Source organism: Streptomyces sp. NPDC016677 (assembly GCF_055562815.1).
The window spans coordinates 38765-65573 of record NZ_JBVHEO010000004.1 but is presented as its reverse complement, the minus strand read 5'-3'; the positions used below and the strand labels follow the sequence as shown (position 1 = coordinate 65573).

Below are 26809 nucleotides of genomic sequence, written 5' to 3'. Positions count from 1 at the left end.
CGGTGGGTGGCCCGGCGGGGCGTCCGCGCCAGGCCACCCACCGATCACCCGGCCTCCGCTTCCGCTTCCGCCTGTCGCGCCGCCGCGTCGATGGCCGCCAGCGACTTCCGGGCCTGATTACGGTCCGTGGTGTACCAGAAGTCGGGCAGTGACGCCTTCAGATAGCTCCCGTACCGGGCCGTGGCCAGACGCGGGTCCAGTACGGCGACCACGCCGCGGTCACCGGAAGCCCGGACCAGCCGGCCCGCGCCCTGGGCCATGAGCAGGGCCGCGTGGGTGGCGGCCACCGCCATGAAGCCGTTGCCGCCGCCCTCCTCCACCGCCTTCTGCCGGGCGCTCATCAACGGGTCGTCCGGGCGCGGGAACGGAATCTTGTCCATGACGACCAGCTGGCAGCTGGGGCCGGGCACGTCGACGCCCTGCCAGAGGGAGAGGGTGCCGAACAGGCAGGTCTTCGGATCGCCCGCGAAGTTCTTGATCAGCTCGCCGAGCGTCTCCTCGCCCTGGAGCAGGATCGGGAACTCGGGAATCCGCGCCCGCAGCTCCTCGGCGGCCAGCTGCGCCGCCCGCATCGACGAGAACAGCCCGAGCGTCCGGCCGCCCGCCGCCTGGATCAGCTCCGTCAGCTCGTCGAGCATGTCGCCGCGGTCGCCGTCCCGCGCGGGACGCGCCAGGTGCTTGGCGACGTACAGGATGCCCTGCCGGGGATAGTCGAAGGGCGAGCCGACGTCGACGCCCTTCCACTGCGGGACGTCCTCGCCCTCGGTGCCCTCGGGGGCCAGGCCGAGCGAGGCGCCGACCCCGTTGAAATCGCCGCCCAGCTTCAGGGTCGCCGAGGTCAGCACCACCGAGCGGTCGGCGAAGAGCTTCTCCCGCAGCAGGCCCGCGACGGACATCGGAGCGACCCGCAGCGAGGCGCCGAAGCGGTCGTGCCGCTCGTACCAGACGACGTCCCACTCGGAGCCGTTCACGATCCGCTCCGCCACGTCGTGCACGGATTCCACGGAGGCGAGGGCCTGTTTGCGTACCGCGTCCTCGTCCTGCACGGACTTGTCGCGGGTGGCGCCGATCGCGGAAATCACCGTGCGGCACGCGTCGCGCAGGGCCATCAGCGCGTAGCCGAGGTCCTCCGGGACCTCCTCCAGGCGGCCGGGCAGGGCCAGCTCCATCAGCCGTTCGAAGCCCTCCGAGGCGGTCTGGAGCTGGTCGGCGGCCTTCTCGTTGACAAGCTTCGCGGCGCGCCGCACCGCACGGTTGACCTGGCCCGGGGTGAGTTCGCCGGTGGCGACGCCGGTGACCCGGGAGACCAGCTCGTGCGCCTCGTCGACGATCAGCACCTCGTGCTGCGGGAGGACCGGGGCGCCCTCGATGGCGTCGATGGCGAGCAGCGCGTGGTTGGTGACGACGACCTCGGCGAGCTTGGCGCGCTCCCGGGCCATCTCCGCGAAGCACTCGGCGCCGTAGGCGCACTTCGTGGCGCCCAGGCACTCCCGCGACGACACCGACACCTGGGACCAGGCCCGGTCCGACACACCGGGCGTGAGGTCGTCGCGGTCGCCGGTCTCGGTCTCGTCCGCCCAGTCGCGCATCCGCAGCAGGTCCTGGCCCAGCCTGCTGGTGGGGGCGGCCGCCTCGAACTGGTCGAAGAGGCCCTCCTCCTCGTCCTGCGGAACGCCCTCGTGCAGCCGGTGCAGACAGAGGTAGTTCGACCGGCCCTTGAGCATCGCGAACTCCGGGCGGCGGCGCAGCAGCGGGTGGAGCGCGTCCACCGTACGCGGCAGGTCCCGCTCGACGAGCTGGCGCTGGAGGGCCAGGGTGGCGGTCGCCACGATCACCCGGTCCCCGTGCGCGAGCGCGGGCACGAGGTAACCGAGCGACTTGCCGGTGCCGGTGCCGGCCTGGACCAGCAGATGGGAACCGTCGTCGATCGCCTCCGCGACCGCTTCGGCCATGGCCACCTGGCCGGGGCGCTCCGTGCCGCCGACGGCAGTGACGGCAGCGTGCAGGAGTTCGGGAAGTGAGGGCTTCGTCATAGCGCGACCACCCTACGGCCCGGGACTGACAAACGGGCGAGCAGGCGACGGGGAGCACCCGGCCGCGGACGGCCCGGCAGGGGCGCAGGGGAGGAAAGGAGGGCGCGCGGGGTGGTGGACATCAGCGGACGGCGCCGTATGTGCCCCTGGCGTCACAGCGAGCGGCGAGGGGCACGGTCCCGGACCATGAGGGCCGCGCGCTTGGCCGGCAGGTCGATCTCGCCGCGGAACCGGAAACCGGCGCCGAGGAACGCGGCGACGCAGCGGGTGTTGCGCACGTCCGGTTCCGCGAGGACGCGCGTGCACGAGGGCCGCCAATCCAGCGCCAGCTCGGCGACGGCCCTGATCAGCGTGGTGCCAAGACCGCGCCCCCGGTCGGCGGCCGCGCCGATGAGCAGGTGGACGCCGATGTCGTGGGGCCGTACGGGGCAGTGGCGGGCCAGCGGATCGAGGTCGGCGCGGTAGATCTCCCAGTAGCTCATCGGCCTGCCCTCCAGGACACCGAGGCACGGCACACTGCCGCCGTCCCCGGCGAGCTGGGCGCGTACATGGGACTCGGTCACGCTCGGTGGTCCGGCCAGTTCCCAGAAGAGGGCGACCGCCGGATCGTTCATCCAGCGGCTGATCAGCCGCAGGTCCCGGGCGAGGCGCACGGGGAGCAGGCGGAACACGCCGGCGGGCGTGTCGGCCGGCCCCCAGGCGGCCACCTGGATACTCGCCTCGGTGCGTGGCACGGTGCCGCTCCTGTCTCGTACGGGTCAGCGATGCAGGGGGTTGGACAGGGTGACGTAGACGGACTGGGTGTCGACCGGACCGACGAGTTCGTCCAGGCCCCGCACCCGGGTCAGCAGGTTGGCCTTGCAGCGCAGGACAGGCGAGTCGAGCAGCCGGCCGGGCAGTGAGCTGCGCATCCGGCGCGGCCCCGCCGCGGCCTCGCACAGGAAGCGGCGGAAGGCGTCCAGCAGCAGCCCTTCGTCGGCGAGCCGCTGGGAGCCGAAGGCGCCCACCAGGCCGAGCACGTTGTTGATCGCGAGGTAGTACGCGAGCCGTTCGTCGGCCACCTCGTCGGGGACGAAGGTGTCGCTCCGTTCGCCGAGGCCGGGCAGCCGGGCGTCGAGTTCGGCGCGGCGGGACTCCCGGAAGTAGTAGCCCTGGTTGTCGCGGTAGCGGCCGCCCGCGGGCCGGCCGTCGGCGTCCAGGAGCAACAGCGTGTTCTGCTGGTGAGCCTCCAGGGCGATGCCCGCTTCCCCGTCCAGCCAGAGGACGGGGCGGACGACCTGTTCCAAGTAGAGCGGGAACCACTCGGCGGCCACGGCGCCGGGCGACCGTCCGGTCCGGGCGGCCAGGCCGTGGATGATCTCGGCCAGCCGGGACGCGGGCGTGTGGGCGCGGGGCGCGACGAGCCCGGCGACGCAGGAGACGTCGTCACAGGGGCGGAACGGGTTGTGCCGGATGACCACGTCCAGTCCGCGCACGGGTGTGCCGTCCGGTCCGTCCACGGCGAGCCAGGCCGGGTCGCGGACGATGTCGAACCCCGGGTGCGCGGCCTGCCAGCGGGCCGCGAGGCCCCGGCGCAGGAGGCGGTGGACCTCGACGCCCCGGTGCAGTTCCTTGCGCAGGTTCTCCCGGCGTGAGTTGGTGATGTGCAGGCCCAGGGAGAGCTTGAGCATGGCGGGCGCGGCGGTGCGGTGGACGGTGCGTACGGAGGACGTGGGGCTCCAGGGCAGGCCGCGGGGGCCGAGGTCACGCAGCAGACCGGCGTCCAGCAAGGTCTCGGCCTCGGGCCGGCGCCGGATCTCCTGGGCCTGCCAGGGGTGCAGGGGCAGGGCGGCGTACCCGTCCGGCAGGTCCGGCAGCTCGCTCTTGGGGGCCAGCCGGGCGGTGAGCCGAGGGCCGGTGACGGGGCGGCCGCGCTCGGTCCAGGCGGAGTCGGTGCGCAGCACCGAGGGGGCGACCGCCATCCAGTGCAGCGGGAAGGAGCCCCGCAGTTCCGGTGAGTACCGGCGCAGCTCGCTCTCGGTGAGCCCTTCGCGGCTCTTCGGTGTCGGGTGCAGGGGGTGGCCGTGGACGAGGGCCTGCTCGGCGGCGAGGAAGAGGTCGGGGGCGTCGGCGGGCCGTTCCCTGCGGTCGCGGACGAAGACGGTGGTCCGGCGGACGGAGTCGGCGACCCGGGCCACGAGGTCGACGGCGTCGGCCGCCGTGGCGCCGGGCGTCTCCCTGGCGAGCAGCGCGGCGACGGTCACCGCGTCCACCGGCCGGCCCGGCTGGGCAGCTCCGGCCAGGCAGGGCACGCCGAAACGGTGCCATCCCGTCGGTGACCAGTGGCGGACGGGCACCAGCAGGGCCGTACCGCTGGCGGGCAGGGGGACGCGGAGGACCCCGTGCTCCGGGGCGGGTACGTCGGTCTCCCGGAGCCAGCAGCGCAGCAGGTTCTCCACGGCGGCGGCCTGGGCAGCGGTGTGGGGGTCCGGATGCGCCAAGGGGTCCGTCCGGGCGGGGACCTGCTGTCTGGGCACCGACTCGTGGTGGCCCGGGGTGCCGGACGTCCGCGGGCGGACTTGGTCTTCGGACGGGGGGAAGGAGATCACGACGAGTCCTCTGAGCGAACGTTTTTCCGTAGGGAAGTACTACGAAATGGACAGGAAGCCGGGAGCGGGACGAACAGGTGGTCCGGCGGATGGTCCGGGCTCGCGCAGCCGGGATGTACGCGGGATGTGACGCGGGCGGGGACGGCGCGTGCGCCGGAGCCGGCGGCGAGGGTGCCGTCGCGCAGACGGGCTCAGCGTGGGTGCGGGCAGGGCGGGGCCTGACCGGAGTGGCCGCGGGCCACCGAGCGGACGGCGTCGGCCAGGCGGTCGAGTACCGCCGCCGCCTGTTCCTCCGTGATGGTCAGCGGTGGCAGCAGCCGGACGACGTTCGCGGGCCGGCCGCCGACGCCCACGATGAGACCGCGGCGCAGGCATTCCCGCTGGACGGCGGCGGCGAGTCCGGGCGCGGGACGGCGGCAGGGACGACCGGCGCCGTCGTCGGACGGGTCCTCCTCGGCGTGCACGAACTCGATCCCGATCATCAGCCCACGCCCGCGCACCTCCCCGACGCACGGGTGTACGCCGGTCAGCTCCCGCAGCCGGCCGAGCAGGCCGGCGCCCAGGGTGGCCGCGTGCTCGGCCAGGCGGTTCTCACGGACGTGGGCCAGGGTCGCCGTGCCCGCGGCCATGGCGAGCTGATTGCCGCAGAAGGCTCCGGCGGGGGCGCCGAGGTCGCCGGGGTCGAGGTCCTCGTGATGGACGACGACGGACAGCGGCAGGCTGCCGCCGATCGCCCGGGAGAGGACCATCACCTCGGGCACGACCCCGGCGTGGTCCACCGCCCAGTAGGCACCGGTCCGGCCGACGCCCGTGCTTCGCTCGTCGGCGATCAGCGCGACGGACCGCGCGGCGGTCAGCTTCCGCATCCGGCGCATCCGGTCGTCGGACAAGGGGAGCAGTCCCTCGTCCGAGACCGGCGCGAGCAGCATCCCGGCCGGTGTCGCGTCCGCCCCGAAGGCGGCGAGCCGCGCGGACTCGCCCCGGCCGCACGCGGGCCTGTCCGCACCGCACGGGACGATGCCCGTCCGGCCGGTCGCGGCGCGGACGAGTGCCACGGCGGTGTCCACCGCGTCCGTCTCGCCGGGACCGCAGAACCGGACGCGCGCGTGCCCGGCGAAAACGGGCGGCAGGGTGCGCAGCAGTTCGCCGACGAAGGCCTCCCTGACCGGTGTCGCCAGGTCGGGGACCTGCAAGGGGGCGCCGGAGTCGAGCACCTCGCGGATCGCCTCCAGCACGACCGGGTGGTTGTGCCCGAGGGCCAGTGTTCCGGCACCGGAGAGACAGTCCAGATAGCGCCGGCCGTCCGCGCCCTCGACAGTGAGTCCCCGCGCCCGGACGGGGACGACCGGCAGGGCGCGCGCGTAGGTACGCGCCGCCGTCTCACGCGCCGGCTGGCGCCTCGGTGCGCCCACGTACATTCCCGAGGGCGCCTCCCGGACGGCCCGCACCGCCGTCCCCGCCGCCCCGTCCCCCGTCGACACCAACCCCCCGCACCCGGATTCGGCCACGGTTTCCTGTCCTTCCGCTGTTCAGGGAGGGACCGCGGTCGGGCCGCAGGCCACCCCTCACCGCTACCAACCCCCGATCGCGCACGGGGTTACGGCCTGCCGCCGGATCTGCCCGTGACGCAGCCCGTTGACGTTCCGCCGGAGGTTCCCCGGAGCGGGCGTACAGCGTTCTGGTACCGGCAGGGGCACAGGACGTACGACGTGCCGGGTTCGTCCGGCGGCGGCTGGGTGGCGGCCGGGGCCGACGGCGACCCGGTGCAGGTGTCCAGCACTTCCATCGGCCCGGAGGCAAAGGCCGTGTACGACGCGGTCAGCGCGGAGCCTGCCGGACAGTGAGGGCGCGCCGAGCGCGGCGAAGGGGCGTCACCCCGCAGCGTCACCCTCGACGTCCCCCTCGGCCTCCCCCTTCCCGGTGTCATCCCCGTGGCGACGACACCGGCGTACGACGTGTCCGAGGGCCCGCCCCACCGCCGAAGCGGGAGGCGGGCCCTCGGACCTACGACGTACCGGGTCCGTGCCGGACCCGTACGGCGATCAGGCGAGCGACGCCGGAACGTACGGCGTGAGTTCCGCCGCGAGTTCCTCGTGCACCCGGACCTTGAGCAGCGTGCCCTCCGGGGTGTGCTCCTCGGAGAGCACCTCGCCCTCGTCGTGGGCGCGGGCGACCAGCTTGCCGTGCGTGTACGGCACCAGCGCCTCGATCTCGACGGACGGGTGGGGCAGCTCGTTGTCGATCAGCGCGAGCAGTTCCTCGATGCCCCGGCCCGTGCGGGCGGAGACGGCGATGGAGTGCTTCTCGACCCGGAGCAGCCGCTGGAGTACCAGCGGGTCGGCCAGGTCGGCCTTGTTGATCACGACGATCTCGGGTACGCCAGTGGCGCCGACGTCCCTGATCACCTCGCGCACGGCGGCGAGCTGCTCCTCCGGGACCGGGTGCGAGCCGTCCACCACGTGCAGGATCAGGTCGGAGTCGCCGACCTCCTCCATGGTGGAACGGAACGCCTCGACCAGGTGGTGGGGCAGGTGCCGGACGAAGCCGACGGTGTCCGCCAGGGTGTACAGCCGCCCGCTCGGCGTCTCCGCGCGGCGCACGGTCGGGTCCAGGGTCGCGAACAGCGCGTTCTCGACCAGGACGCCCGCGCCGGTGAGGCGGTTGAGCAGGGAGGACTTGCCGGCGTTGGTGTAGCCCGCGATGGCGACGGACGGCACCTTGTGGCGCCGGCGCTCCTGGCGCTTGACCTCGCGGCCGGTCTTCATCTCCGCGATCTCACGGCGCATCTTCGCCATCTTCTCGCGGATCCGGCGCCGGTCCGTCTCGATCTTGGTCTCACCGGGACCGCGGGTCGCGAGACCACCGCGGCCACCACCCATCTGCCGGGACAGCGACTGACCCCAGCCGCGCAGCCTCGGCAGCATGTACTGCATCTGCGCGAGCGCCACCTGCGCCTTGCCCTCGCGGGACTTGGCGTGCTGGGCGAAGATGTCGAGGATCAGGGCGGTCCGGTCGATGACCTTGACCTTGGCGACGTTCTCCAGCTGGATCAGCTGGCCGGGGCTCAGCTCACCGTCGCAGATGACGGTGTCCGCGCCCGTCTCCAGCACGATCTCGCGCAGCTCCTGCGCCTTGCCGGAGCCGATGTACGTGGCCGCGTCGGGCTTGTCACGGCGCTGGATCACGCCGTCGAGCACCAGCGCGCCCGCGGTCTCCGCGAGGGCGGCCAGCTCGGCGAGGGAGTTCTCCGCGTCCCGTGCCGTGCCCGAGGTCCAGACGCCGACGAGGACGACGCGCTCCAGGCGGAGCTGCCGGTACTCGACCTCGGTGACGTCCTCCAGCTCGGTGGAGAGGCCCGCCACGCGGCGCAGTGCCGCGCGCTCGGAGCGGTCGAACTGGTCGCCGTCCCACTCCGCGTCGTTCCCGTGGCTCCAGGCGACGTCCTCTTCCATCAGGGCATCGGCCCGAAGACCCTCGGGATAGGTGTGCGCGAGGCGCTTGGTGTCCTGGGAAGTGGAAGAAGAGGAGGTCATTGGATCCTTACATCTCTGGGAAACCCGGTAACGGATACCGCGGCGCTCAACGCGCCACGGGCCGGTCATACGTCACAACGCGTGAGCGGGCGGGGAGATTCCCGCCTCCCGTACCGCGCGCCGACCGGAAAATGGTCGCACGGCACGGGGCGTCTCGTCATTGGCTTATTACCCGGGCGTCGGCGCGGCAGTCGTCCGGGCCTGTTTCCAGTCCGGGTGACCGGGCATCGGCGGGGTCCGCTCACCGTGGAGCCAGGCGTGGAGGAAGCCGCCCAGATCGCGGCCGGCCACCTCGCCGGCGAGCCGGACGAAGTCGGCGGTGGTCGCGTCGGAGTCCCGGTGGCGGCTCACCCAGCTCCGTTGGAGGCGTTCGAAGGCCGGGCGGCCGATCTCCTGGCGCAGGGCGTAGAGAACCAGCGCGGAGCCGTCGTAGACGCTGGGCCGGAAGATGCTCGTCTTGCGGCCGGGTTCGGGCGCCTTGGGCGCGGCCGGCGGTCCGCCTTCGGCGCGCCAGTCGTCGGAGGTGCTGTAGGCGGCCTTCATCCGGGCGGTCAGCGACTGACCGCCGCGCTCTTCGGCGTACAGGGCCTCGTACCAGGTGGCGTGCCCCTCACTGAGCCACAGGTCGGACCAGTCGCGCGGGCTGACGCTGTCGCCGAACCACTGGTGGGCCAGCTCGTGCACCATGATCGACTCGATGAACCACTCCGGGTGGACCCGCTCGGTGAACAGGTTCCTCTCGAAGAGGGAGAGCGTCTGCGTCTCCAGTTCGAACCCGGTGGAGGCGTCGGCCACGAGCAGGCCGTACGTCTCGAAGGGGTACGGCCCGACCCTGCCCTCCATCCAGGCGATCTGGCCGGGGGTCTTCCGCAGCCACGGCTCCAGCGCCGTGCGGTGCCGGGTGGGGACGACGTCCCGTACGGGCAGCCCGTGCGGGCCGGTGCGGCGCAGCACCGTGCTGCGGCCGACGGACACCTGGGCCAGTTCCGTCGCCATGGGGTGCCGGGTGCGGTACGTCCAGGTGGTCGCCGCGTCGCCGGCCGGGGAGCGGCCGTGCGGCAGCCCGTTCGCGACGGCGGTGTGGCCGTCGGGGGCGGTGACCCTGATGGTGAAGTACGCCTTGTCGGAAGGGTGGTCGTTGCAGGGGAAGACCAGGTGGGCGGCGTCGGCCTGGTTGGCCAGGGCGAGGCCGTCGGCGGTGCGGACCCAGCCGCCCTCGCGTCCTGCGGGGTCGGCGGGGTCGCTGCTGTGCCGCACGGTGATCCGGATCCGGTCGCCCTCGGCCGGCGCCTCCCCGGGCGTGATCACCAGGTCCTCACCGGCGGCGGCGAAGGCGGCGGGCTCGCCGTCGACCTCCACCGAGCCGACGGTGCCGTGGGCGAAGTCCAGGTTGATCCGGTCCAGGCCGGCCGTGGTCCGGGCGTCGATGGTGGTGACGGCGCGCAGCGGCTCGGTGTTGCTGCCCGAGTAGGTGAAGGAGAGGTCGTAGGCCAGCACGTCGTAGCCGGGGTTGCCCAGGTACGGGAAGAGGCGGTCGCCGATGCCGAGCGGGGCCGGCGGGGCGCTCGCGGCGGTCAGACACAGCGAGGCGGCCGACGCGAGCAGCGCCGCCCGGATCCCGGAGCGTGAGGTGGGGGAAGTGTGCGGCATCCCCCACGGCTATCAGCGCCCGCGCACGCCACGGCGACGGCGCGCGCCCGGCGCACCCGAACGGCCTCGCGCGCCACCAGACCACCGCGGCCCGACCACCGCGCCCCAGACCGTCGAGCCCTCGACGGCCGGTCAGCCGCCCGTGGGCTGCGGCTGCTGCGCCCGGCTCACGTCGTACACACCCGCCACGTTCCGCATCGCGCGCATCAGGGCGGGCAGGTGGGCGACGTCCGGGAGACGAACGGTGTACGTGTGGCGCACGCGCTGCCGGTCCGGGGGCTCGACGGTCGCGGAGACGATCTCGGCGCCCTCCAGGGCCATCGCCTCGGTGAGGTCGGCCAGGAGATGCGGACGGACGAAGGACTCGGCGAGCAGCGTGACCCGGCCGCCGGCGGTGTCGCCCCAGCGCACGCCGACCTCCGCGCGCCCCGCGCTCTTCATCCGCGCCACCACGGCGCACTCCGCGCGGTGCACGGTCACCACGGACCCGCGCACGGCGAAGCCGGTGACCTCGTCGGGCGGTACGGGGGTGCAGCAGCCGGCCAGCCGTACGGTCACGTCCGGCAGGTCGACCAGGACGGCGGGGGCGTCGGCACCGCCGTCCGGTGCCTCCGGGGCGCGCCGGACGACCAGCCCCTCGTCGGTGCCCGGCCGCGCGGGCTCCTCGTCCTCGGCGCCACCGCGCCCCGGGTGGGCGGTGAGCCAGCGTTGGATGGCGATGCGGGCGGCGGGGGTGTGGGCGTGCTCCAGCCACTCCCGGGAGGGCTCGGAGGCCGGGTCCTGCCCCATGAGGAGCTGCACGGTGTCGCCGTCGCGCAGGACCGTGCTGAGCGTCGCCAGCCGCCCGTTGACGCGGGCGCCGATGCACGCGTGCGCGTCCTCGCCGTACTGCGCGTAGGCGGCGTCCACGCAGGTCGCGCCCTCGGGCAGGCCCAGGGTGCCGCCGTCGGGCCGGAAGACGGTGATCTCACGGTCCTGGGCGAGGTCCTCGCGCAGGGTGGACCAGAAGGTGTCGGGGTCGGGGGCCGCCCGCTGCCAGTCGAGGAGGCGGGAGAGCCAGCCGGGGCGGGTGGGGTCGACGCGTTCGCCGTCGCCCGCGGACTGCTCCTCGCCGGGCGCGGTGTAGGGGTTGCCGAGGGCGACGACTCCGGCCTCGGCGACCTTGTGCATCTGGTGGGTGCGGATGAGGACTTCGACGACCTGGCCGTCGCCCTCGCGGGCCACGGCGGTGTGCAGCGACTGGTACAGGTTGAACTTCGGTACGGCGATGAAGTCCTTGAACTCCGAGACCACCGGCGTCATACAGGTGTGCAGTTCGCCGAGGACGGCGTAGCAGTCGGCGTCCTCGTTCACCAGGACCAGCAGGCGGCCGAAGTCGGTCGGGGCGAGCCGGCCGCGTTTGCGGCCCACGCGGTGCACGGAGACGAAGTGGCGGGGCCGGATCAGGACCTCCGCCGGGATGTCGGCGTCGCGCAGCACGGCCCGTACCTCGTCGGCGGTCGCGGCGAGCGGGTCGTCCGGGCGGGCGGCGTTCTCGGCGATGAGGTCCTTGGTGCGCCGGTGGTCCTCGGGGTGCAGGACCGCGAAGACGAGGTCCTCCAGTTCGGTCTTGAGCGCCTGGACGCCGAGCCGTTCGGCGAGCGGGATGAGGACGTCCCGGGTGACCTTGGCGATGCGTTCCTGCTTCTCCTGGCGCATCACGCCGAGGGTGCGCATGTTGTGCAGCCGGTCGGCGAGTTTGATCGACATCACGCGGACGTCGTTGCCGGTGGCGACGAGCATCTTGCGGAAGGTCTCGGGCTCGGCGGCGGCGCCGTAGTCGACCTTCTCCAGTTTGGTGACGCCGTCGACGAGGTAGCGGACCTCTTCGCCGAACTCCGCGCCCACCTGGTCGAGGGTCACCTCCGTGTCCTCGACGGTGTCGTGCAGGAGGGAGGCGGTCAGCGTGGTGGTCTCGGCACCCAGTTCGGCGAGGATGAGGGTGACGGCGAGGGGGTGCGTGATGTACGGCTCGCCGCTCTTGCGCATCTGGCCGCGGTGCGAGGACTCGGCGAGCAGATAGGCGCGGCGCAGGGGGTCGATGGCCGCGTCGGGGTGGTGGGCGCGGTGGGCCTCGACCACGTGGCCGATGGCGTCGGGGAGCCGGTCGCGGGTGCCGGGGCCGAGCAGTGCGGCGCGGCCCAGGCGCCGCAGGTCGAGCCGGGGGCGGGCCTTGCGGCGGGGCGTCGTGGGGGTGGCGGCGACGGTGGACGCGGGCGTCACCGGGCCTGGGCTCGCGGGTTTCGCGGCCTCCGCGTTCATGGGCACCTCCGGCTGCGTCGACCGGCGGACGGGCCACCCCGGGTCGGGCGGGGCACGGGGAACGACGTCGGTCCGCCGTCCGGGCCGGTGCTTGATGCTATCGAGCCCATCACGTACGGCCGACCGCCTCTCGCCGAGCATGAAACGGATCACCCATTCGAGCGATGGGTGGCAGGTTTACGTTTCCGAGCGGGGCGTCGAGGATCGCTCTGGTGCTCACACGGCGGCCCCCGTCCACCACTCGGCGTCGATCTCGCCCTCGGCGACGATCACCGCCGGGCCGGTCATCTCGATCTCGCCGTCGGGCCGCTCGGTGATGACCAGGGTGCCGCCGGGAACGTCCACCGTGTACGTCGCCGGGGTCCCGGTCACGACCGGGTCGACACCGTCCCGGCGGGCGGCGGCGACGGCGACGGCGCACGCCCCCGTGCCGCAGGAGCGGGTCTCGCCGGAGCCTCGTTCGTGGACGCGCATCGCCACGTGCCCGGGGCCCCGGTCGACCACGAACTCGACGTTCACCCCGTCCGGGTAGGCGGCGGCCGGGCTGAACGGCGGCGGGGAGAGCAGGTCGCCCGCGTGCGCGAGATCGGTCACGAAGGCGACCGCGTGCGGGTTGCCCATGTTCACGTTCCGCGCGGGCCAGTGGCGCTCGCCGACGCTCACCGTGACGTCGCCGTCGGGGAGCAGGGCGCGGCCCATGCCGACGGTGACGGCACCGTCCTTCGCGAGATGGACGCTCTTCACGCCCCCGCGCGTGGCGACGGCGAGGTCTCCCTCGGTCACGTGCCCGGCGTGCTGGAGGTAGCGCGCGAAGACCCGCACGCCGTTGCCGCACATCTCGGCGACCGAGCCGTCGCCGTTGCGGTAGTCCATGAACCACTCGGCCTCGGCCGCCAGGTGCCGGGCCTCGGGGTGCGCGGCGGACCGCACCACGTGCAGCAGCCCGTCACCGCCGATGCCGGCGCGGCGGTCGCACAGGGCGGCGACGGCGGCCCGCGGCAGCTCGACGGCGTTCTCGGGGTCCGGCACGATCACGAAGTCGTTCTCGGTGCCGTGACCCTTGAGGAAGGCGATCCGCGTGCTCATTCCTCGATCGTACGGGGTGGCGCCGGCGTGCCCTCCGGACAGGGCGCCGTCAGCCGCGCAGACGGGCCACGCGCCACACCGCCAGCACGATGACGGCGGCGACCACGACCACGTAGGCGAGGACCACCCGCCAGTCGGGGCGGCGGCCCGAGCCCCGCTGCGGCAGGCCCGGCCAGGTGTGGCCGACGCGACGGGCGGCCATCATGCCCCAGCCGGCCGCGCAGGAGCAGATCAGCAGCCCCAGCATGGCGATCATCGCGCCGCTGTCACCGAAGTCGAAGGCGAGCGGGAAGGCGAACATCAGGGAGCCGACCGCGGCCAGGCAGACGATGGGCGCGAGCTGCCACAGGCGCAGTCGCCGCTGCGGACGCAGCTCGACCTCGACCTCCTCGCCGCCCGCGTACATCTCCTCGGGCTCCGGTCCGTCGGCGGTCACGCCGCCCCGCGTCTCGTCGAGCCCGTCCGGGCCCGGACGGGCCGCGTCCGGCTCCGGTTCCGGGCCGTCGACGGTGACGTGATCGGTGCTCGTCGCGGTGTCACGAGGGCCGGCCTCCATCGCCACGCGCCCTCCCCACTAGGACTCCACTTGGTCGATCGAAGCTCGATGATGGCACGCCCCCGGACGCCTGGATGACGGCCGGGGCGTCCCGATGCCATGACGTGATCAGGCTGTAACCGGTCGTTCGACCAACGACAGCGCGAGCCGCGGAAGTTCCCGGAGGTCCGCCACGGCCCCACTCAACCAATGCACCCGGGGGTCGCGCCTGAACCATGAATCCTGACGGCGCGCGAAGCGTTTGGTGGCCCGTACGGTCTCGTCCCGGGCCTCCTCCAGGGTGGTTTCACCGGCGAGCGCCGTGAGCACCTGCTGGTAGCCGAGCGCGCGCGACGCCGTACGCCCTTCGCGCAACCCCTGCGCCTGGAGTGCGCGCACTTCGTCCACCAGACCGGCCTCCCACATCCGGTCGACCCGGCGTGCGATCCGGGCGTCCAGCTCCGGGCGGGCCACGTCGACGCCGATCTGCACGGTGTCGTAGACGGAGTCGTGGCCGGGGAGGTTGGCGGTGAAGGGCCGGCCGGTGATCTCGATCACTTCCAGGGCGCGGACGACCCGGCGGCCGTTGCTGGGCAGGATGGCGCGCGCGGCCTCCGGGTCGGCGACGGCCAGCCGCGCGTGCAGCGCGCCGGAGCCGCGCAGGGTCAGCTCCTCCTCCAGCCGGGTCCTGACCTCGGGGTCGGTGCCGGGGAACTCCATCTTGTCGACGGCGCCACGGACGTAGAGGCCGGAGCCGCCGACCAGGATCGGCCAGCGGCCCTCGGCCAGCAGGGCGTCGATCCGCTGCCTGGCGAGGCGCTGGTACTCGGCGACGGAGGCGGTGACGGTCACGTCCCAGATGTCCAGGAGATGGTGCGGGACCCCCGCTCGCTCCTCGGGCGTCAGTTTGGCGGTGCCGATGTCCATCCCTCGGTAGAGCTGCATGGAGTCGGCGTTGACGACTTCGCCGCCGAGCCGTTGGGCCAGAAAGACGCCCAGATCGGACTTACCGGCTGCGGTCGGTCCGACGACGGCGATGACGCGGGGGGCGGGAGGTGCACTGCTCACCGCCCCAGTCTCGCAAACCTCTCGGCGAGGCCTCGAACGAGTTACGTGACATCACGTCATCGAGGTCGTTGCCCGTTGCGAGGTTCCCGCCCCCAAGACGCGGAGGCGGCGGCCCGGGCCGCGCGAACGGAGGCACCGGGCAACGCGGGAATTCGCCCGCAAGAGTACCGTATGGAGTTGATATGGGCGTTTTTGCATGGCTTCTTCGGAAGCCGAAGCCGACGGAGGAGGCCCCGGCCGCCGAGGCACCGGCCGGGGCACCGGACGCCGGGACCGAGGCCGAGAAAACGGCCACCGCCGCGGAGCCGGCCGGCGCCGGGGCCGACGGGACGCCGGAGCCCGCGGCACAGGCTGCCGTCGGGGCGGCCGGGACCGACGGCGTCGAGATCCCCAAGCAGCAGTCCGCCGGGGAGGCCGTCGACAGCGAGGCCGGCGAGGGCGCCCGCACATAACAGCCGACCGCACCAGCCGCAGCCGCGCAGGAAGGTGGACCATGGGTCTCCTGGACAACTTGAAGGCCAAGCTGGGCCCGGCCAAGGGCAAGGTCTCCGACCTCGCGCAGCAGCACGGGGACAAGATCCAGCACGGGCTCGACAGGGCGGCGAAGACCGTCGACGAGAAGACCAAGGGCAAGTACAGCGACCGGATCCAGTCCGGTACGGGCAAGGCCAAGCACGCCATGGACCGCCTCGCGCACAAGGACGGTCCCGGCGCCGGGCCGGACGGCGGCACGCCCACGGCAGGCCCCACACCCCCGGCGCACTGACCGGCGGGGTACACGACGGCGGACGGCCGGGGAACGGAACGGCTCCCGGCCGTCCGCCGTCGTGTGCGCCCGTTCGCCCTGGCTACGACCAGGCGGCCACCACGTACCCGACCCCGTGGGGCGCGTCCTCGTACAGCAGCGCGCCGCCGAGATCGGCGTCCTCGGCGGCCCCCGCCAGGACCTGCCAGGGCGCGCGCCCCGACACCTTCAGCTCTCGGGCCAGCCCCTGGTCCAGGGCCCCCAGGGCCGCCAGGTCCGCCGCGCCCAGCGCACGGGCGGCCGCCGCGTCGAAGGGCGCCGCCCGCTCGTCGAGGTAGCCCGGCGCCTTGACCGTGCGGCACGCGCTGGCGTCCCCCAGCACGAGCATCGCCACCCGCCCGGCCCGCGCGCCGATGTCCCGACCCAGGACGGCGCACTCCCCGGCGGTGAGGGACTCCCCCACGCCGAGCCCCTCGACCGGGGCGTCGCGCCACCCGGTCCGCTCCAGCAGCCAGGCGCCGACGGCGAGCCCGTACGGCAACTCCCGTACGGGCGTCACGGCGTCCCCGCCCGGCCCGAGCCGTACGTCCACGTCCACGCCGAAGCCGCGGAACGATCCGGGGGTGCCCTGCGGGTACGCCTCGGGGCCTGAGCCCTCGGCGGGGCCGACCACGACCAGACGGTCGGGCCGGGCGGCGGCGAGCACGCCCAGGGCGTCCGCGCACGCGGCGCGGGCCGCGTCGAGTTCCGGCGCGGCGCCCGCGGCGACGTCGGGGACCAGGAGGGGCGGGCAGGGGCAGACGGCGGCGGCGACAAGCATGACCGGCAGCGTACCCCGTCCGGTCCGTCCGCCTCTCCCGAGCACGCGCGCTTACGACAGCGCCCGTGGCAGCGCCTGTGTCAGCAGTTGTGGCAGATGCTCTGTCAGCCGCTGTGTCAGTCGCACCCGCAGCCGCTCGCCGCGACCGGCAGCGGCTCGGGGACGCCGATCTTCGGCAGGCCCAGCAGCACGCCCGTGGGCTTGGCCCGCTCCGCGGTGTTGCGCTTCTCCCACGCGTCGCCCGCGCGGGTGCGCCGCACGTCGCGGACGGCGCCCTCGGCGAGGAGATGGTGCGGGGCGGCGTAGGTGATCTCGACGGTGACCACGTCGCCGGGGCGGACCTCCTCGTCGGGCTTGGTGAAGTGGACCAGGCGGTTGTCGGGGGCGCGGCCGGAGAGGCGGTGGGTGGTGCCGTCCTTGCGGCCCTCGCCCTCGGCGACCATCAGCTCCAGGGTGCGGCCGACCTGCTTCTTGTTCTCCTCCCAGGAGATCTCCTCCTGGAGGGCGACCAGCCGCTCGTAGCGCTCCTGGACGACCTTCTTGGGGATCTGGCCCTCCATCTCGGCGGCCGGGGTGCCGGGGCGCTTGGAGTACTGGAAGGTGAAGGCCTGGGCGAAGCGGGCCTCACGGACGACGTGCAGGGTCTGCTCGAAGTCCTCCTCGGTCTCGCCGGGGAAGCCCACGATGATGTCGGTGGTGATCGCGGCGTGCGGAATGGCGGCGCGGACCTTGTCGATGATGCCGAGGAAGCGCTCCTGGCGGTAGGAGCGGCGCATCGCCTTGAGCACCGGGTCGGAGCCGGACTGGAGCGGCATGTGCAGCTGCGGCATCACGTTCGGCGTCTCGGCCATGGCGGCGATCACGTCGTCGGTGAAGTCGCGCGGGTGCGGGGAGGTGAAGCGGACCCGCTCCAGGCCGTCGATGGTGCCGCAGGCCCGCAGCAGCTTGCTGAACGCCTCGCGGTCGCCGATGTCGGAGCCGTACGCGTTGACGTTCTGCCCGAGGAGGGTGATCTCGGAGACGCCCTCGGCGACCAGGGCCTCGACCTCGGCGAGGATGTCGCCGGGGCGGCGGTCCTTCTCCTTGCCGCGCAGGGCGGGGACGATGCAGAAGGTGCACGTGTTGTTGCAGCCGACGGAGATGGAGACCCAGGCGGCGTAGGCGCTCTCGCGCCGGGTGGGCAGGGTGGACGGGAACGCCTCCAGGGACTCGGCGATCTCGACCTGCGCCTCCTCCTGCACGCGGGCCCGCTCCAGCAGCACCGGCAGCTTGCCGATGTTGTGCGTGCCGAAGACGACGTCGACCCAGGGGGCGCGTTTCACGATGGTGTCGCGGTCCTTCTGGGCCAGACAGCCGCCGACCGCGATCTGCATGCCGGGGCGGCTCGCCTTCCTCGGGGCGAGGTGGCCGAGGTTGCCGTACAGCTTGTTGTCGGCGTTCTCCCGGACGGCGCAGGTGTTGAAGACGACGACGTCCGCGTCGCCGTCGGAGCCCTCGGGGGCGCGGACGTACCCGGCGTCCTCCAGCAGACCGGACAATCGCTCGGAGTCGTGGACGTTCATCTGGCACCCGTAGGTGCGTACCTCGTATGTGCGGGGGGCGCCCACGGTCTGGCTCCGGTCGATGCTGGTCATGGCAATAAGGGTAGGCGGTCCGCGACAGTGGCCCGGGCACCCTGTGGACAACCGCCGTATCCGCTGGTCAAGGCTCGATCAGACCCGCGCGGATCGCGTAGCGGGTCAGCTCCAGGCGGTCGCGGACGCCGAGCTTCTGGAGCAGGTTGGCGCGGTGGCGTTCGACGGTCTTGGCGCTGATGAAGAGGAGTTCGCCGATCTCCTTGGAGGTGTGGCCCTCGGCGACGAGCTTGAGGATCTCCTCCTCGCGCTCGGTGATCGGCCGCGCGGGCAGGCCGTCGCCCCGGTGCAGGCGGTCCAGGTAGGCGCGGACCAGGGCGCGCTCGGCGCCCGGGTAGATGAAGGGCTCGTCGCGCACGGCGGCCCGGCATGCCTCCACGAGGTCGCGGTCGGCGACCGACTTGAGGACGTAGCCGCAGGCACCCGCCTTGAGCGCCTCGAAGAAGTACTGCTCGTTGTCGTACATCGTCAGGATGAGGATGCGCAGGCCGGGCAGGCGCCGGGAGAGTTCGCGGGCCGCCTGGAGGCCGGTCATACGGGGCATGGCGACGTCCAGCACCGCGAGGTCGATGCCGCCGGCCCGGGCCGCCGCGACCGCCTCGGCGCCGTCCCCGGCCTCGGCCACTACGGTCAGGTCGGGTTCGCCGTCGAGTATGAGGCGTACTCCGCGGCGTACCAGGGTGTGGTCGTCGGCGAGCAGGACGCGTATCGGGGGCGGTGGGGAAGGTGCGGTCATTGTCGGTCTCCGGGCGCGCCGGGTACGCGCGCGTGGGGGTCGGCTCCGGCGGGCCCGGCCGTCACGCGCGCGTGCGGGCCGGTGCCGCCGGGAGCGGTGGGCACGCGCGCGTGGGGACCGGCGCCGGCGCAAGCGGTGGGCACGCGCAGGCGTACGTCCGTGCCTCTGTCCGGACCGGGTACCACGGCGAGGTCGGCTCCCACCAGCAGGGCGCGTTCCCGCATGCCGCTGATGCCGGCGCCCTCGGGGGCGCCGCCGATGCCGGTGCCGTTGTCGCGGACCAGGAGCTCGACGGCGTCGGGGAACCGGCGCAGGGTGAGTTCGGCACGGTCGGCGGCGGAGTGCCGGGCGGTGTTGGTCAGGCCCTCCTGGGCGACCCGGTAGAGCACGAGTTCCGCCTCCGGGGTGAGCGGGGGCAGGTCACCGGGGACCTGGTGGCGGACGGTGAGCCCGTGGTGGGTGAACTCGGCGGCGAGCGAGCGCAGGGCGCTGGCCAGGCCCAGTTCCTCCAGGACGCCGGGGCGCAGCCGGCGGGCGATGCGGCGGATCTCGTCCAGTCCGGCCCGGGTCGCCTCCTGGGTCTGGGTCACCTCGTCGCGCAGCCCGTCGGGCACCCGGTCGGCGACCCGTTTGAGCTGGAGGAGGACGGCGGTGAGGGTCTGGCCGACCTCGTCGTGCAGTTCCCTGGCGATGCGGTGGCGCTCGCGTTCCTGGGCGTGCAGGGCGTGTGCGGCCCCGGCGGCGCGTTCCGCCTGGAGGCGGTCGAGCATGGTGTTGTACGTCGCGATCAGCACGGCGGCCTCAGCGGGGCCGGAGACCTCCGGGCGGGTCCCGGGGCGCAGCAGGTCGGCGGTGGACATGGCACGGCCCAGCCGTCGCAGCGGGGTGAGTCCGAGCCGCAGGACGACCGCGTTGCCGATCAGCAGCGCGGCGAGGCCGCCGAGCAGGATCAGCGCCTCGTGCGGCAGCACGGGGGTGGAGACGGTCACCGGTCCCAGCAGCAGCGCGGTGGCCAGGACCAGGCCGGTGGCGTTGAGCGAGAAGATGCGCCAGAACAGCGACACGGTCTTCTTCCCGCTCCTTCCGGATCTCGCGGATCTGGCGGATCTTGCTCGCGGCACCGCCGGGAGCAGTCTCCTGACCCCAGGCCGGTTGCGTATATCCGTCACGACACCCATATCGCCACCGTACGCGCGGATGACAGCATGGCGGCGCGCCACCGGACACCCATGTGCCCCGGGCGCAGCACAGCACGAGAACGAACGAGGGGAAGACACGTGTCCGCTCCACGCCTGAGGGCGACGCCGCTGCCGGGCATCGGGGTCCAGTACGACCTGGTCACCCGTGAACGCCGTCAGTTGTCGGTGGTGGCCCACCGTGACGGCGCCCGCACGGTCAACGTGTACCGGGCCGACGACCCCGACTCCTGCGCCCAGTCCCTGAAGCTGACCGGCTCGGAGGCGGGCGCGCTGATCGACGCGCTGAAGCCGTCGCACCAGAGCGCGAGCCTGCTGCACACCTCCTCGCTCGGGCTGGTGGCCGAGCGGATCGAGGTGTCGGCGACCTCCCACTGGAACGGGCGTGTGCTGGGCGACACCAGGATGCGGACGGAGACGGGCGCGTCGGTCGTGGCCGTGCTGCGGCATGCCGAGGCCATCCCCTCCCCGGCGCCGGACTTCCGCCTGATCGGCGGCGACATCGTGATCGTCATCGGCACCCGCGAGGGCGTCGACGCCGCCGCCGCGATACTCGGGCGGGAGTGATCCGGTGCACTCTTCCGCGGTACTGCTGATCGAGTTCGGTTCCATCATCCTCGGCCTCGGCCTGCTCGGCCGGTTCGCCGGGCGTTTCGGCCTCTCGCCCATACCGCTCTACCTGCTCGCCGGGCTGGCCTTCGGCGAGGGCGGGCTGCTGCCGCTCGGCGCCAGCGAGGAGTTCGTCGCGACCGGCGCCGAGATCGGCGTCATCCTGCTGCTGCTGATGCTGGGCCTGGAGTACACCGCCGGTGATCTGGTCACCAACCTGAAGTCGCACTATCCGGCGGGGCTGGTGGACTGCGCGTTCAACGCCCTGCCGGGTGCCGTCGCGGCGCTGTTGATGGGCTGGGGTCCGGTGGCCGCCGTGGTGCTGGCCGGTGTCACCTGGATCTCGTCGTCCGGTGTCATCGCCAAGGTGCTCGGCGATCTGGGCCGGGTCGGCAACCGGGAGACCCCGGTGATCCTCAGTGTGCTGGTCCTGGAGGACCTGGCGATGGCGGTGTACCTGCCGATCGTCACGGCGCTGGTGGCCGGTGCCGGGCTGATGACGGGCAGCGTCACGCTGGCGATCGCGCTGGGCGCGGCCGGGATCGTACTGTTCGTGGCGGTCCGCTACGGCCGGGTCATCTCCCGGTTCGTCTCCAGCGACGACCCGGAGAAGCTGCTGCTGGTCGTGCTGGGGCTGACGATCCTGGTCGCGGGCGTGGCCCAGCAGCTCCAGGTGTCGGCGGCGGTCGGGGCGTTCCTGGTGGGTATCGCCCTGTCCGGGGAGGTCGCGGAGGGCGCGCACACGCTGCTGAGCCCGCTGCGGGACCTGTTCGCCGCCGTCTTCTTCGTCTTCTTCGGGCTGCACACCGATCCGGCGAGCATCCCGCCGGTCCTGCTGCCCGCCCTGGCCCTGGCCGTCCTCACCGCGCTGACCAAGATCGCGACGGGGTACTGGGCTGCGCGGCGGGCCGGGATCTCGGTCAAGGGGCGCTGGCGGGCGGGCGGCGCGCTGGTCGCCCGCGGCGAGTTCTCGATCGTCATCGCCGGGCTGGCGGTGTCGGCCGGCATCGAACCGTCCCTCGGCCCGCTGGCGACGGCGTACGTGCTGATCCTGGTCATCCTCGGCCCGCTCACCGCCCGGTACACCGAGTCCGTCGCGACGCGGCTGGCCCGGCGCCGCGACGACCGGCGCAAGGCCGACCGCCTTCCGGACGTGCCCGAGCAGGTGCGGCGGACGGCGGACGCGGAGGCGTCGGTGGCCGACTGAGGCGAGCCGTCCGGCCTCGGTCCGTGGCCGGGCGGGGCGGGCCGTCCGGCTTCGGTCACTCCGTGGCCGGGCGGGGCGGGCCGTCCGGCTTCGGTCACTCCGTGGCCGGGCGGGGCGGGCCGTCCGGCTTCGGTCACTCCGTGGTCGGCTGGGGCGGGCCGCACGGTCGCGGTCGGTGGCCGGCTGAGGCCGGAACCGCCCGGTCGCCGCGCTGCTCACTCGTCGCCGTGCGGCGTCACTCCCCGCCGTGCGGCGTCACTCCCCGCCGTGCGGCGTCACTCCTCGCCGTCGGGCGTCCACCCCTGCCGGCGCAGCACCCCCGCCACGTCCGGGGCCTCGTAGTGCTCGCCCTTGAGGACCTTGCCGTCGGCTCTGCGGCTGACCTGGCCGTCGGGGCCCAGCTTGGTCATGTTGGACCGGTGGATCTCGGCGATCACCGCGTCCAGGTCGATGCCGTGGACCAGGGCCGTGCCGTAGGCGACGTAGACCACGTCGGCCAGCTCGTGTGCGAGCCGGTCGAGCGGGCCCTCGACGGAGACCTCGGCGACCTCGGCGGCCTCCTCGGCGAGCAGTTCGCCGCGGTGGGCGGCCAGGGCCGGCGCCACCCGCGCCGGGGTGTCGCGGACGTCCAGCCCGAAGGCGTGGTGGAAGGCACGGACCAGGTCGGCGGGGGACCCGCTGCTGCAAGCGTCGGGGGACCCGCTCGTGCGACCGTCGGCGGAGGAACTCGGGCGGCGGACAGAGGACGTACTCATGCGCCCGACTGTAACGACCCCCTGTGACAATCGGCCTCCGCTCCCGACCGCCCTGGTCAGCGCGCATGCGGGCTGGCAGGATCGCGGCCATGCCCACCCTGTTCTCCCGTTTCGGCGCACGCCGTGTCCTCCAGGGCGCGGCGGCGGCCGTCGTCGCGCTCGGTCTGCTGCTGTGGTGGCTGCTGCCGCTGGGCGAGAAGCCGCCGAAGGGCACGATCACGTTCAGCACCGGCACGCGCGCGGGTGTGTACCACGAGTACGGCGAACTGCTCCGCACCGAGCTGCGCGAGGACATGCCGGGCCTGAAGGTGCGGCTGCTCACCAGCGCGGGGTCGCAGGAGAACGTCGCGCGCGTGGCGACCGGCAAGGCCGACTACGCGGTCGCCGCGGCCGACGCGGTGGAGACGTACGCGTTCGACGACCGCCCCGGCGCGGACCGGCTGCGCGGTGTGGCGCGGTTGTACGACGACTACGTACAGCTCGTCGTCCCGGCCGACTCGACGGTCCAGTCCGTCGCCGACCTGCGGGGCAAGCGGGTGGCCATCGGGCTGCCGGACTCGGGCGTGCGGCTGATCGCCACCCGGGTGCTCCAGGCGGCGGGGATCGACCCGGTGTCAGACATCACGCCGGCCTCCGACGGCATCGACACCGGGCCGGAGCGGCTGGGGAACGGTCTGGACGCGTTCTTCTGGTCGGGCGGACTGCCCACCGACGGACTGCAGCGGATCGCCAAGAAGCCGTCGTTCCGGTTCGTTCCCATCGAGGAGGAGATCGTCGCCGAGCTGCACGACCAGCCCGGTCCCACGCGCTACTACCGGGCCACCAACGTGCCGGAGTCGGCCTACCCCCTGGTGCAGACCGGCTACCCGGTGGCGACCATGGCGGTGGCCAACGTACTGATCACCCGGGACGACGCAGACCCCCGGATCACCGAGTGGCTGACCCGGACGGTGATCGAGAGCCGGGACGGCATCGGCGCGCACGTCCACTCCGCCCAGCTGGTCGACCTGCGTACGGCGATCTACACCGACCCCCTCCAGCTCCACGAGGGCGCCCGGCGCTACTACGCCTCCGTCAAGCCCTGACCGTCACGGTCGGCCCTGCTCGTCACGGCTGGTGCCTGGGCACCGACACCGTCACCTCCAGCCCGTGCGGATGGTGGTGGCCGTAGCTCATCGTGCCGCCGCCCGCGGCGAGCAGGGCGCGGCAGATGGACAGGCCGAGGCCGGAGCCCTTGATGTTCTGGTGCCGGCCGCTGCGCCAGAAACGGTCGCCGACGCGGGAGAGTTCCTCGTCGGTCAGACCGGGGCCGCGGTCGGCGACGACGACGGTCGCGGCGGTGCCGTCGGAGGCGACCGTGACCTGGACGGTCTCGCCCTCGGGCGTGAACTTCACCGCGTTGTCGATCACCGCGTCCAGGGCGCTGGAGAGCGCCACCGGGTCCGCCCAGGCGGTGGTCGGCGGGCAGTCGCCGGCCAGTACCACGCCCTTGGCGGCGGCGGTCGGCGACCAGGCCGCGACCCGCTCGGACGCCAGCGCGCCGACGTCGGTCACCCTCAGGTCGGGCGCGGCGTGCTCGGCCAGCGCCAGGTCGAGCAGGTCGTCCAGCACCTGGGCCAGGCGCTTGCCCTCGGTCTGCACGGAGGCGATCTCCTCGTTGCCCTCGGGCAGCTCGAAGGCGAGCAGCTCGATGCGGAGCAGCAGCGCGGCCAGCGGGTTGCGCAGCTGGTGGGAGGCGTCGGCGACGAAGGCGCGCTGCTGCTCCAGCACGTCCTCGACGTTGTCCGCCATCTCGTTGAACGAGCGGGCCAGGCGCCGCAGTTCCGGGGGTCCCCCGGACGGGGCGACCCGGGACTTGAGACGTCCGGTGGCGATGTCGTGGGTGGTGGCGTCCAGGACGCGTACGGGACGCAGCACCCAGCCGGTGAGCCGGAGGGCGGCGCCGACGGCCAGTAACATCGCGGCGATCTCGCCTGCGGCGATGACCAGCCAGCCGTTCAGGGTCCGCGACCGCATCGGTCCGGTGGGCGAGTCGGTGACCACCACCGCGACGACGTCGCCGTCCCGGATGACCGGTGAGGCGACCACGAGCCGGCCCTCCTCCCACGGCCACACCTGCTCGGGGTCGTGGCTACGACGGCTGAGCAGCGCCTCTTCGAAGGCGTCCCGCGCCTCGCCCTCCTGGGGGAGGAACCAGGTCGTCGGGGCGTTGGCCATGGGGATGTGATTGGTGTAGAAGACGGCCGCCCGGATGTCGTAGACCTCGTAGTAGCTGATCAGCTCGCTCTGCAGGGTCTCCAGGCGCTCGGTGGGCGTGGTGCGCGACCCGGAGGGCGCGTCGCCGACGAACTGGGCCAGCGCCGCGAACCGTGCCGTGTCGTCGATGCGGTCGACGACCGCCTCCTGCTGCTCGGCCCGGGCCACGCTGACGGCCAGCGGCACGCCGAACGCGAGCAGCACGGCCGCCATCAGGACGATCAGCAGCGGGAGCAGACGAGCGCGCACCCGGACCCGCTACGCGGTGGGGGCGACGAGGCGGTAGCCGACGCCGCGTACGGTCTCGATCAGCGCCGGCCTGCGCAGCTTGGAGCGCAGGGAGGCGACGTGCACCTCCAGGGTGCGCCCGGTCCCCTCCCAGCTGGTGCGCCACACCTCGCTGATGATCTGTTCCCGGCGGAAGACCACCCCGGGGCGCTGGGCGAGCAGGGCGAGCAGGTCGAACTCCTTGCGGGTGAGCTGGACGACCGTACCGTCCACCCGCACCTGGCGCGTGGCCAGCTCGATGTGCACGGCCCCGAGGCGCACCTCGTGCTCCGTGCCCGGCGCGTCCTCGTGGGCGGTGCGCCGGCTGACGGCGTGGATACGGGCCAGCAGTTCCCCGGTGTCGTACGGCTTGACCACGTAGTCGTCGGCGCCCAGGTTGAGGCCGTGGATGCGGGAGCGGACGTCGGAGCGGGCGGTCACCATGATCACCGGGGTGGCGGTGCGCTTGCGGATCTTGCCGCAGACCTCGTATCCGTCCTGGTCGGGCAGGCCGAGGTCGAGCAGGACGACGCCGAAGCCGTCACTCTCGGGGACCAGTGCGCGCAGTGCCTCCTCGCCGTTGCGCGCGTGGGTGACGTCGAAGCCGTGGCGGGCCAGGATCGCGGACAGGGCGGCGGCGACGTGGTTGTCGTCCTCGACGAGCAGCAGTCTCATCCGGTCCCCCTTCGGTTCACCCGCCGTACGCTCGGCACGAGTACAACGATCACGAACGCGTCGGCACGCGCGCGTACCCGTGCAGTCACGCTGATGGACAGGGACGGCGTCAAGGGGGTTCCGGTTGCGGAGACCCCGAAGTTATCCGGCCGATATGCGCCCTGCCGGCAAGTGCTACGACACGTGTCCGATTGCTATCGGATCGTGATGCTCAGATTCCCCTCAGATGTAATGACGCAGGTCGTGCGGCGTCACTACTGTCCTCCAAAACCGAGGAGGACGGAGCCTCAGAGCGATGACCGAAGTATCGGTGGCCAAGCAGGAAGTGGCCGAGACCGGCGACCTGGTCGTACTGAAGAATGTCAACAAGCACTTCGGCGCGTTGCACGTGCTCCAGGACATCGATCTGACGATCGCCCGCGGCGAGGTCGTCGTGGTGATCGGGCCCTCCGGGTCCGGTAAGTCCACTCTGTGCCGCACCATCAACCGCCTGGAGACGATCGACTCCGGAGCCATCACGATCGACGGCAAGCCGCTGCCCCAGGAGGGCAGGGAGCTGGCGCGGCTGCGGGCCGATGTCGGCATGGTCTTCCAGTCCTTCAACCTCTTCGCGCACAAGACGGTGCTCGACAACGTGATCCTGGGCCAGGTCAAGGTCCGCAAGGTCGACAAGGCGAAGGCCGAGGAGAAGGCGCGCGCCCTGCTCGACCGGGTCGGCGTGGGCGCTCAGGCGGACAAGTACCCGGCCCAGCTCTCCGGCGGCCAGCAGCAGCGTGTCGCGATCGCCCGGGCGCTGGCCATGGACCCGAAGGTCATGCTCTTCGACGAGCCGACCTCGGCGCTCGACCCGGAGATGATCAACGAGGTCCTCGAGGTCATGCAGCAGCTCGCCCGGGACGGCATGACGATGATCGTGGTCACGCACGAGATGGGCTTCGCCCGGTCGGCGGCCAACCGTGTGGTCTTCATGGCGGACGGCCGGATCGTCGAAGAAGCCACGCCGGACCAGTTCTTCAGCAACCCGCGCAGCGACCGCGCCAAGGACTTCCTGTCGAAGATCCTGCACCACTGACGCGACCGGCATTCCCGCGTCACCGGTCCACGTCACCCGCGCT

General features: G+C 73.0%; 24 protein-coding genes. 7 read left to right on the top strand and 17 right to left on the bottom strand.

Going from position 1 to position 26809, the window contains the following annotated elements; translation table 11 throughout:
* Nucleotides 1-44: 44 nt before the first annotated feature.
* The 4 genes from ACZ3IG_RS13725 to ACZ3IG_RS13710 form a co-directional block, all read right to left on the bottom strand.
* Complete coding sequence (locus ACZ3IG_RS13725) at nt 45-2033, bottom strand: ATP-dependent DNA helicase (protein ID WP_467431752.1); 1989 nt, start codon at nt 2031-2033, stop codon at nt 45-47.
* Between the two features lie 152 nt (nt 2034-2185).
* Nucleotides 2186-2767, bottom strand: a complete 582-nt coding sequence (locus ACZ3IG_RS13720; protein WP_467431751.1) for a GNAT family N-acetyltransferase — start codon at nt 2765-2767, stop codon at nt 2186-2188.
* A gap of 24 nt (nt 2768-2791) precedes the next feature.
* Nucleotides 2792-4621, bottom strand: coding sequence for an IucA/IucC family protein (locus ACZ3IG_RS13715; protein ID WP_467431750.1), 1830 nt, complete (start codon nt 4619-4621; stop codon nt 2792-2794).
* 191 nt (nt 4622-4812) lie between these two features.
* A complete protein-coding gene (locus tag ACZ3IG_RS13710) occupies nt 4813-6039 on the bottom strand; it encodes an aminotransferase class III-fold pyridoxal phosphate-dependent enzyme (RefSeq protein WP_467432456.1) in 1227 nt (408 codons plus the stop codon).
* Between the two features lie 291 nt (nt 6040-6330).
* Here ACZ3IG_RS13710 and ACZ3IG_RS13705 point away from each other — a divergent pair, with 291 nt between their 5' ends.
* Nucleotides 6331-6465: a hypothetical protein gene (locus ACZ3IG_RS13705; RefSeq protein WP_467431749.1), complete on the top strand. Its 135-nt coding sequence runs from the start codon at nt 6331-6333 to the stop codon at nt 6463-6465.
* A gap of 198 nt (nt 6466-6663) precedes the next feature.
* Here ACZ3IG_RS13705 and hflX read toward each other — a convergent pair whose 3' ends face one another.
* The 6 genes from hflX to miaA form a co-directional block, all read right to left on the bottom strand.
* The gene (gene hflX, locus ACZ3IG_RS13700) at nt 6664-8154 is read right to left on the bottom strand and encodes a GTPase HflX (protein WP_467431747.1); all 1491 of its coding nucleotides are present in this window, start codon (nt 8152-8154) and stop codon (nt 6664-6666) included.
* 168 nt (nt 8155-8322) lie between these two features.
* Entirely contained in the window at nt 8323-9804 is a 1482-nt protein-coding gene (locus ACZ3IG_RS13695; protein ID WP_467431746.1) for a M1 family metallopeptidase, read from the bottom strand.
* Between the two features lie 132 nt (nt 9805-9936).
* Nucleotides 9937-12105, bottom strand: coding sequence for a RelA/SpoT family protein (locus tag ACZ3IG_RS13690; protein WP_467431744.1), 2169 nt, complete (start codon nt 12103-12105; stop codon nt 9937-9939).
* A gap of 216 nt (nt 12106-12321) precedes the next feature.
* Nucleotides 12322-13191: a diaminopimelate epimerase gene (dapF, locus tag ACZ3IG_RS13685; RefSeq protein ID WP_467431742.1), complete on the bottom strand. Its 870-nt coding sequence runs from the start codon at nt 13189-13191 to the stop codon at nt 12322-12324.
* A gap of 49 nt (nt 13192-13240) precedes the next feature.
* Entirely contained in the window at nt 13241-13747 is a 507-nt protein-coding gene (locus tag ACZ3IG_RS13680) for a hypothetical protein (protein ID WP_467432454.1), read from the bottom strand.
* 108 nt (nt 13748-13855) lie between these two features.
* Nucleotides 13856-14794, bottom strand: coding sequence for a tRNA (adenosine(37)-N6)-dimethylallyltransferase MiaA (gene miaA / locus ACZ3IG_RS13675; protein ID WP_467431740.1), 939 nt, complete (start codon nt 14792-14794; stop codon nt 13856-13858).
* A 182-nt stretch (nt 14795-14976) separates the two neighbouring features.
* On the opposite strand from miaA, the gene ACZ3IG_RS13670 reads away from it, so the two are divergent.
* A complete protein-coding gene (locus ACZ3IG_RS13670) occupies nt 14977-15246 on the top strand; it encodes a hypothetical protein (protein ID WP_467431739.1) in 270 nt (89 codons plus the stop codon).
* Between the two features lie 41 nt (nt 15247-15287).
* On the top strand, nt 15288-15560 hold the full coding sequence (locus ACZ3IG_RS13665) for an antitoxin (RefSeq protein ID WP_467431738.1): 273 nt from the start codon (nt 15288-15290) through the stop codon (nt 15558-15560).
* An 82-nt stretch (nt 15561-15642) separates the two neighbouring features.
* On the opposite strand, the gene ACZ3IG_RS13660 is transcribed toward ACZ3IG_RS13665, so the two are convergent.
* The 4 genes from ACZ3IG_RS13660 to ACZ3IG_RS13645 form a co-directional block, all read right to left on the bottom strand.
* Nucleotides 15643-16359: a class III extradiol ring-cleavage dioxygenase family protein gene (locus ACZ3IG_RS13660; RefSeq protein ID WP_467431736.1), complete on the bottom strand. Its 717-nt coding sequence runs from the start codon at nt 16357-16359 to the stop codon at nt 15643-15645.
* A 116-nt stretch (nt 16360-16475) separates the two neighbouring features.
* The gene (gene miaB / locus ACZ3IG_RS13655; protein WP_467431735.1) at nt 16476-17993 is read right to left on the bottom strand and encodes a tRNA (N6-isopentenyl adenosine(37)-C2)-methylthiotransferase MiaB; all 1518 of its coding nucleotides are present in this window, start codon (nt 17991-17993) and stop codon (nt 16476-16478) included.
* 67 nt (nt 17994-18060) lie between these two features.
* Complete coding sequence (locus ACZ3IG_RS13650) at nt 18061-18729, bottom strand: response regulator (protein WP_467431734.1); 669 nt, start codon at nt 18727-18729, stop codon at nt 18061-18063.
* Nucleotides 18726-19793 (bottom strand): HAMP domain-containing sensor histidine kinase, encoded by a 1068-nt coding sequence (locus ACZ3IG_RS13645; protein ID WP_467431732.1) that lies wholly within the window; start codon nt 19791-19793, stop codon nt 18726-18728. Before ACZ3IG_RS13645 ends, ACZ3IG_RS13650 begins: the two co-directional genes overlap by 4 nt.
* Before the next feature lie 213 nt (nt 19794-20006).
* Between ACZ3IG_RS13645 and ACZ3IG_RS13640 the strand changes: the two genes are divergently transcribed.
* Both ACZ3IG_RS13640 and ACZ3IG_RS13635 read left to right on the top strand, forming a co-directional pair.
* A complete protein-coding gene (locus ACZ3IG_RS13640; protein ID WP_467431731.1) occupies nt 20007-20492 on the top strand; it encodes a cation:proton antiporter regulatory subunit in 486 nt (161 codons plus the stop codon).
* A gap of 4 nt (nt 20493-20496) precedes the next feature.
* Nucleotides 20497-21741 (top strand): cation:proton antiporter, encoded by a 1245-nt coding sequence (locus tag ACZ3IG_RS13635; RefSeq protein ID WP_467431730.1) that lies wholly within the window; start codon nt 20497-20499, stop codon nt 21739-21741.
* A gap of 275 nt (nt 21742-22016) precedes the next feature.
* Here ACZ3IG_RS13635 and ACZ3IG_RS13630 read toward each other — a convergent pair whose 3' ends face one another.
* Nucleotides 22017-22496 carry a pyrophosphohydrolase domain-containing protein gene (locus tag ACZ3IG_RS13630; RefSeq protein WP_467431729.1) on the bottom strand — a complete coding sequence of 160 codons (480 nt, stop codon included), beginning with the start codon at nt 22494-22496 and terminating at the stop codon, nt 22017-22019.
* An 89-nt stretch (nt 22497-22585) separates the two neighbouring features.
* On the opposite strand from ACZ3IG_RS13630, the gene ACZ3IG_RS13625 reads away from it, so the two are divergent.
* A complete protein-coding gene (locus ACZ3IG_RS13625) occupies nt 22586-23581 on the top strand; it encodes a TAXI family TRAP transporter solute-binding subunit (protein WP_467431727.1) in 996 nt (331 codons plus the stop codon).
* Between the two features lie 22 nt (nt 23582-23603).
* Here ACZ3IG_RS13625 and ACZ3IG_RS13620 read toward each other — a convergent pair whose 3' ends face one another.
* Both ACZ3IG_RS13620 and ACZ3IG_RS13615 read right to left on the bottom strand, forming a co-directional pair.
* Nucleotides 23604-25001 (bottom strand): sensor histidine kinase, encoded by a 1398-nt coding sequence (locus tag ACZ3IG_RS13620; RefSeq protein ID WP_467431726.1) that lies wholly within the window; start codon nt 24999-25001, stop codon nt 23604-23606.
* A 9-nt stretch (nt 25002-25010) separates the two neighbouring features.
* Complete coding sequence (locus ACZ3IG_RS13615; RefSeq protein WP_215172499.1) at nt 25011-25694, bottom strand: response regulator transcription factor; 684 nt, start codon at nt 25692-25694, stop codon at nt 25011-25013.
* 295 nt (nt 25695-25989) lie between these two features.
* Between ACZ3IG_RS13615 and ACZ3IG_RS13610 the strand changes: the two genes are divergently transcribed.
* Nucleotides 25990-26766, top strand: coding sequence for an amino acid ABC transporter ATP-binding protein (locus tag ACZ3IG_RS13610; protein ID WP_467431723.1), 777 nt, complete (start codon nt 25990-25992; stop codon nt 26764-26766).
* Nucleotides 26767-26809 lie beyond the last annotated feature (43 nt).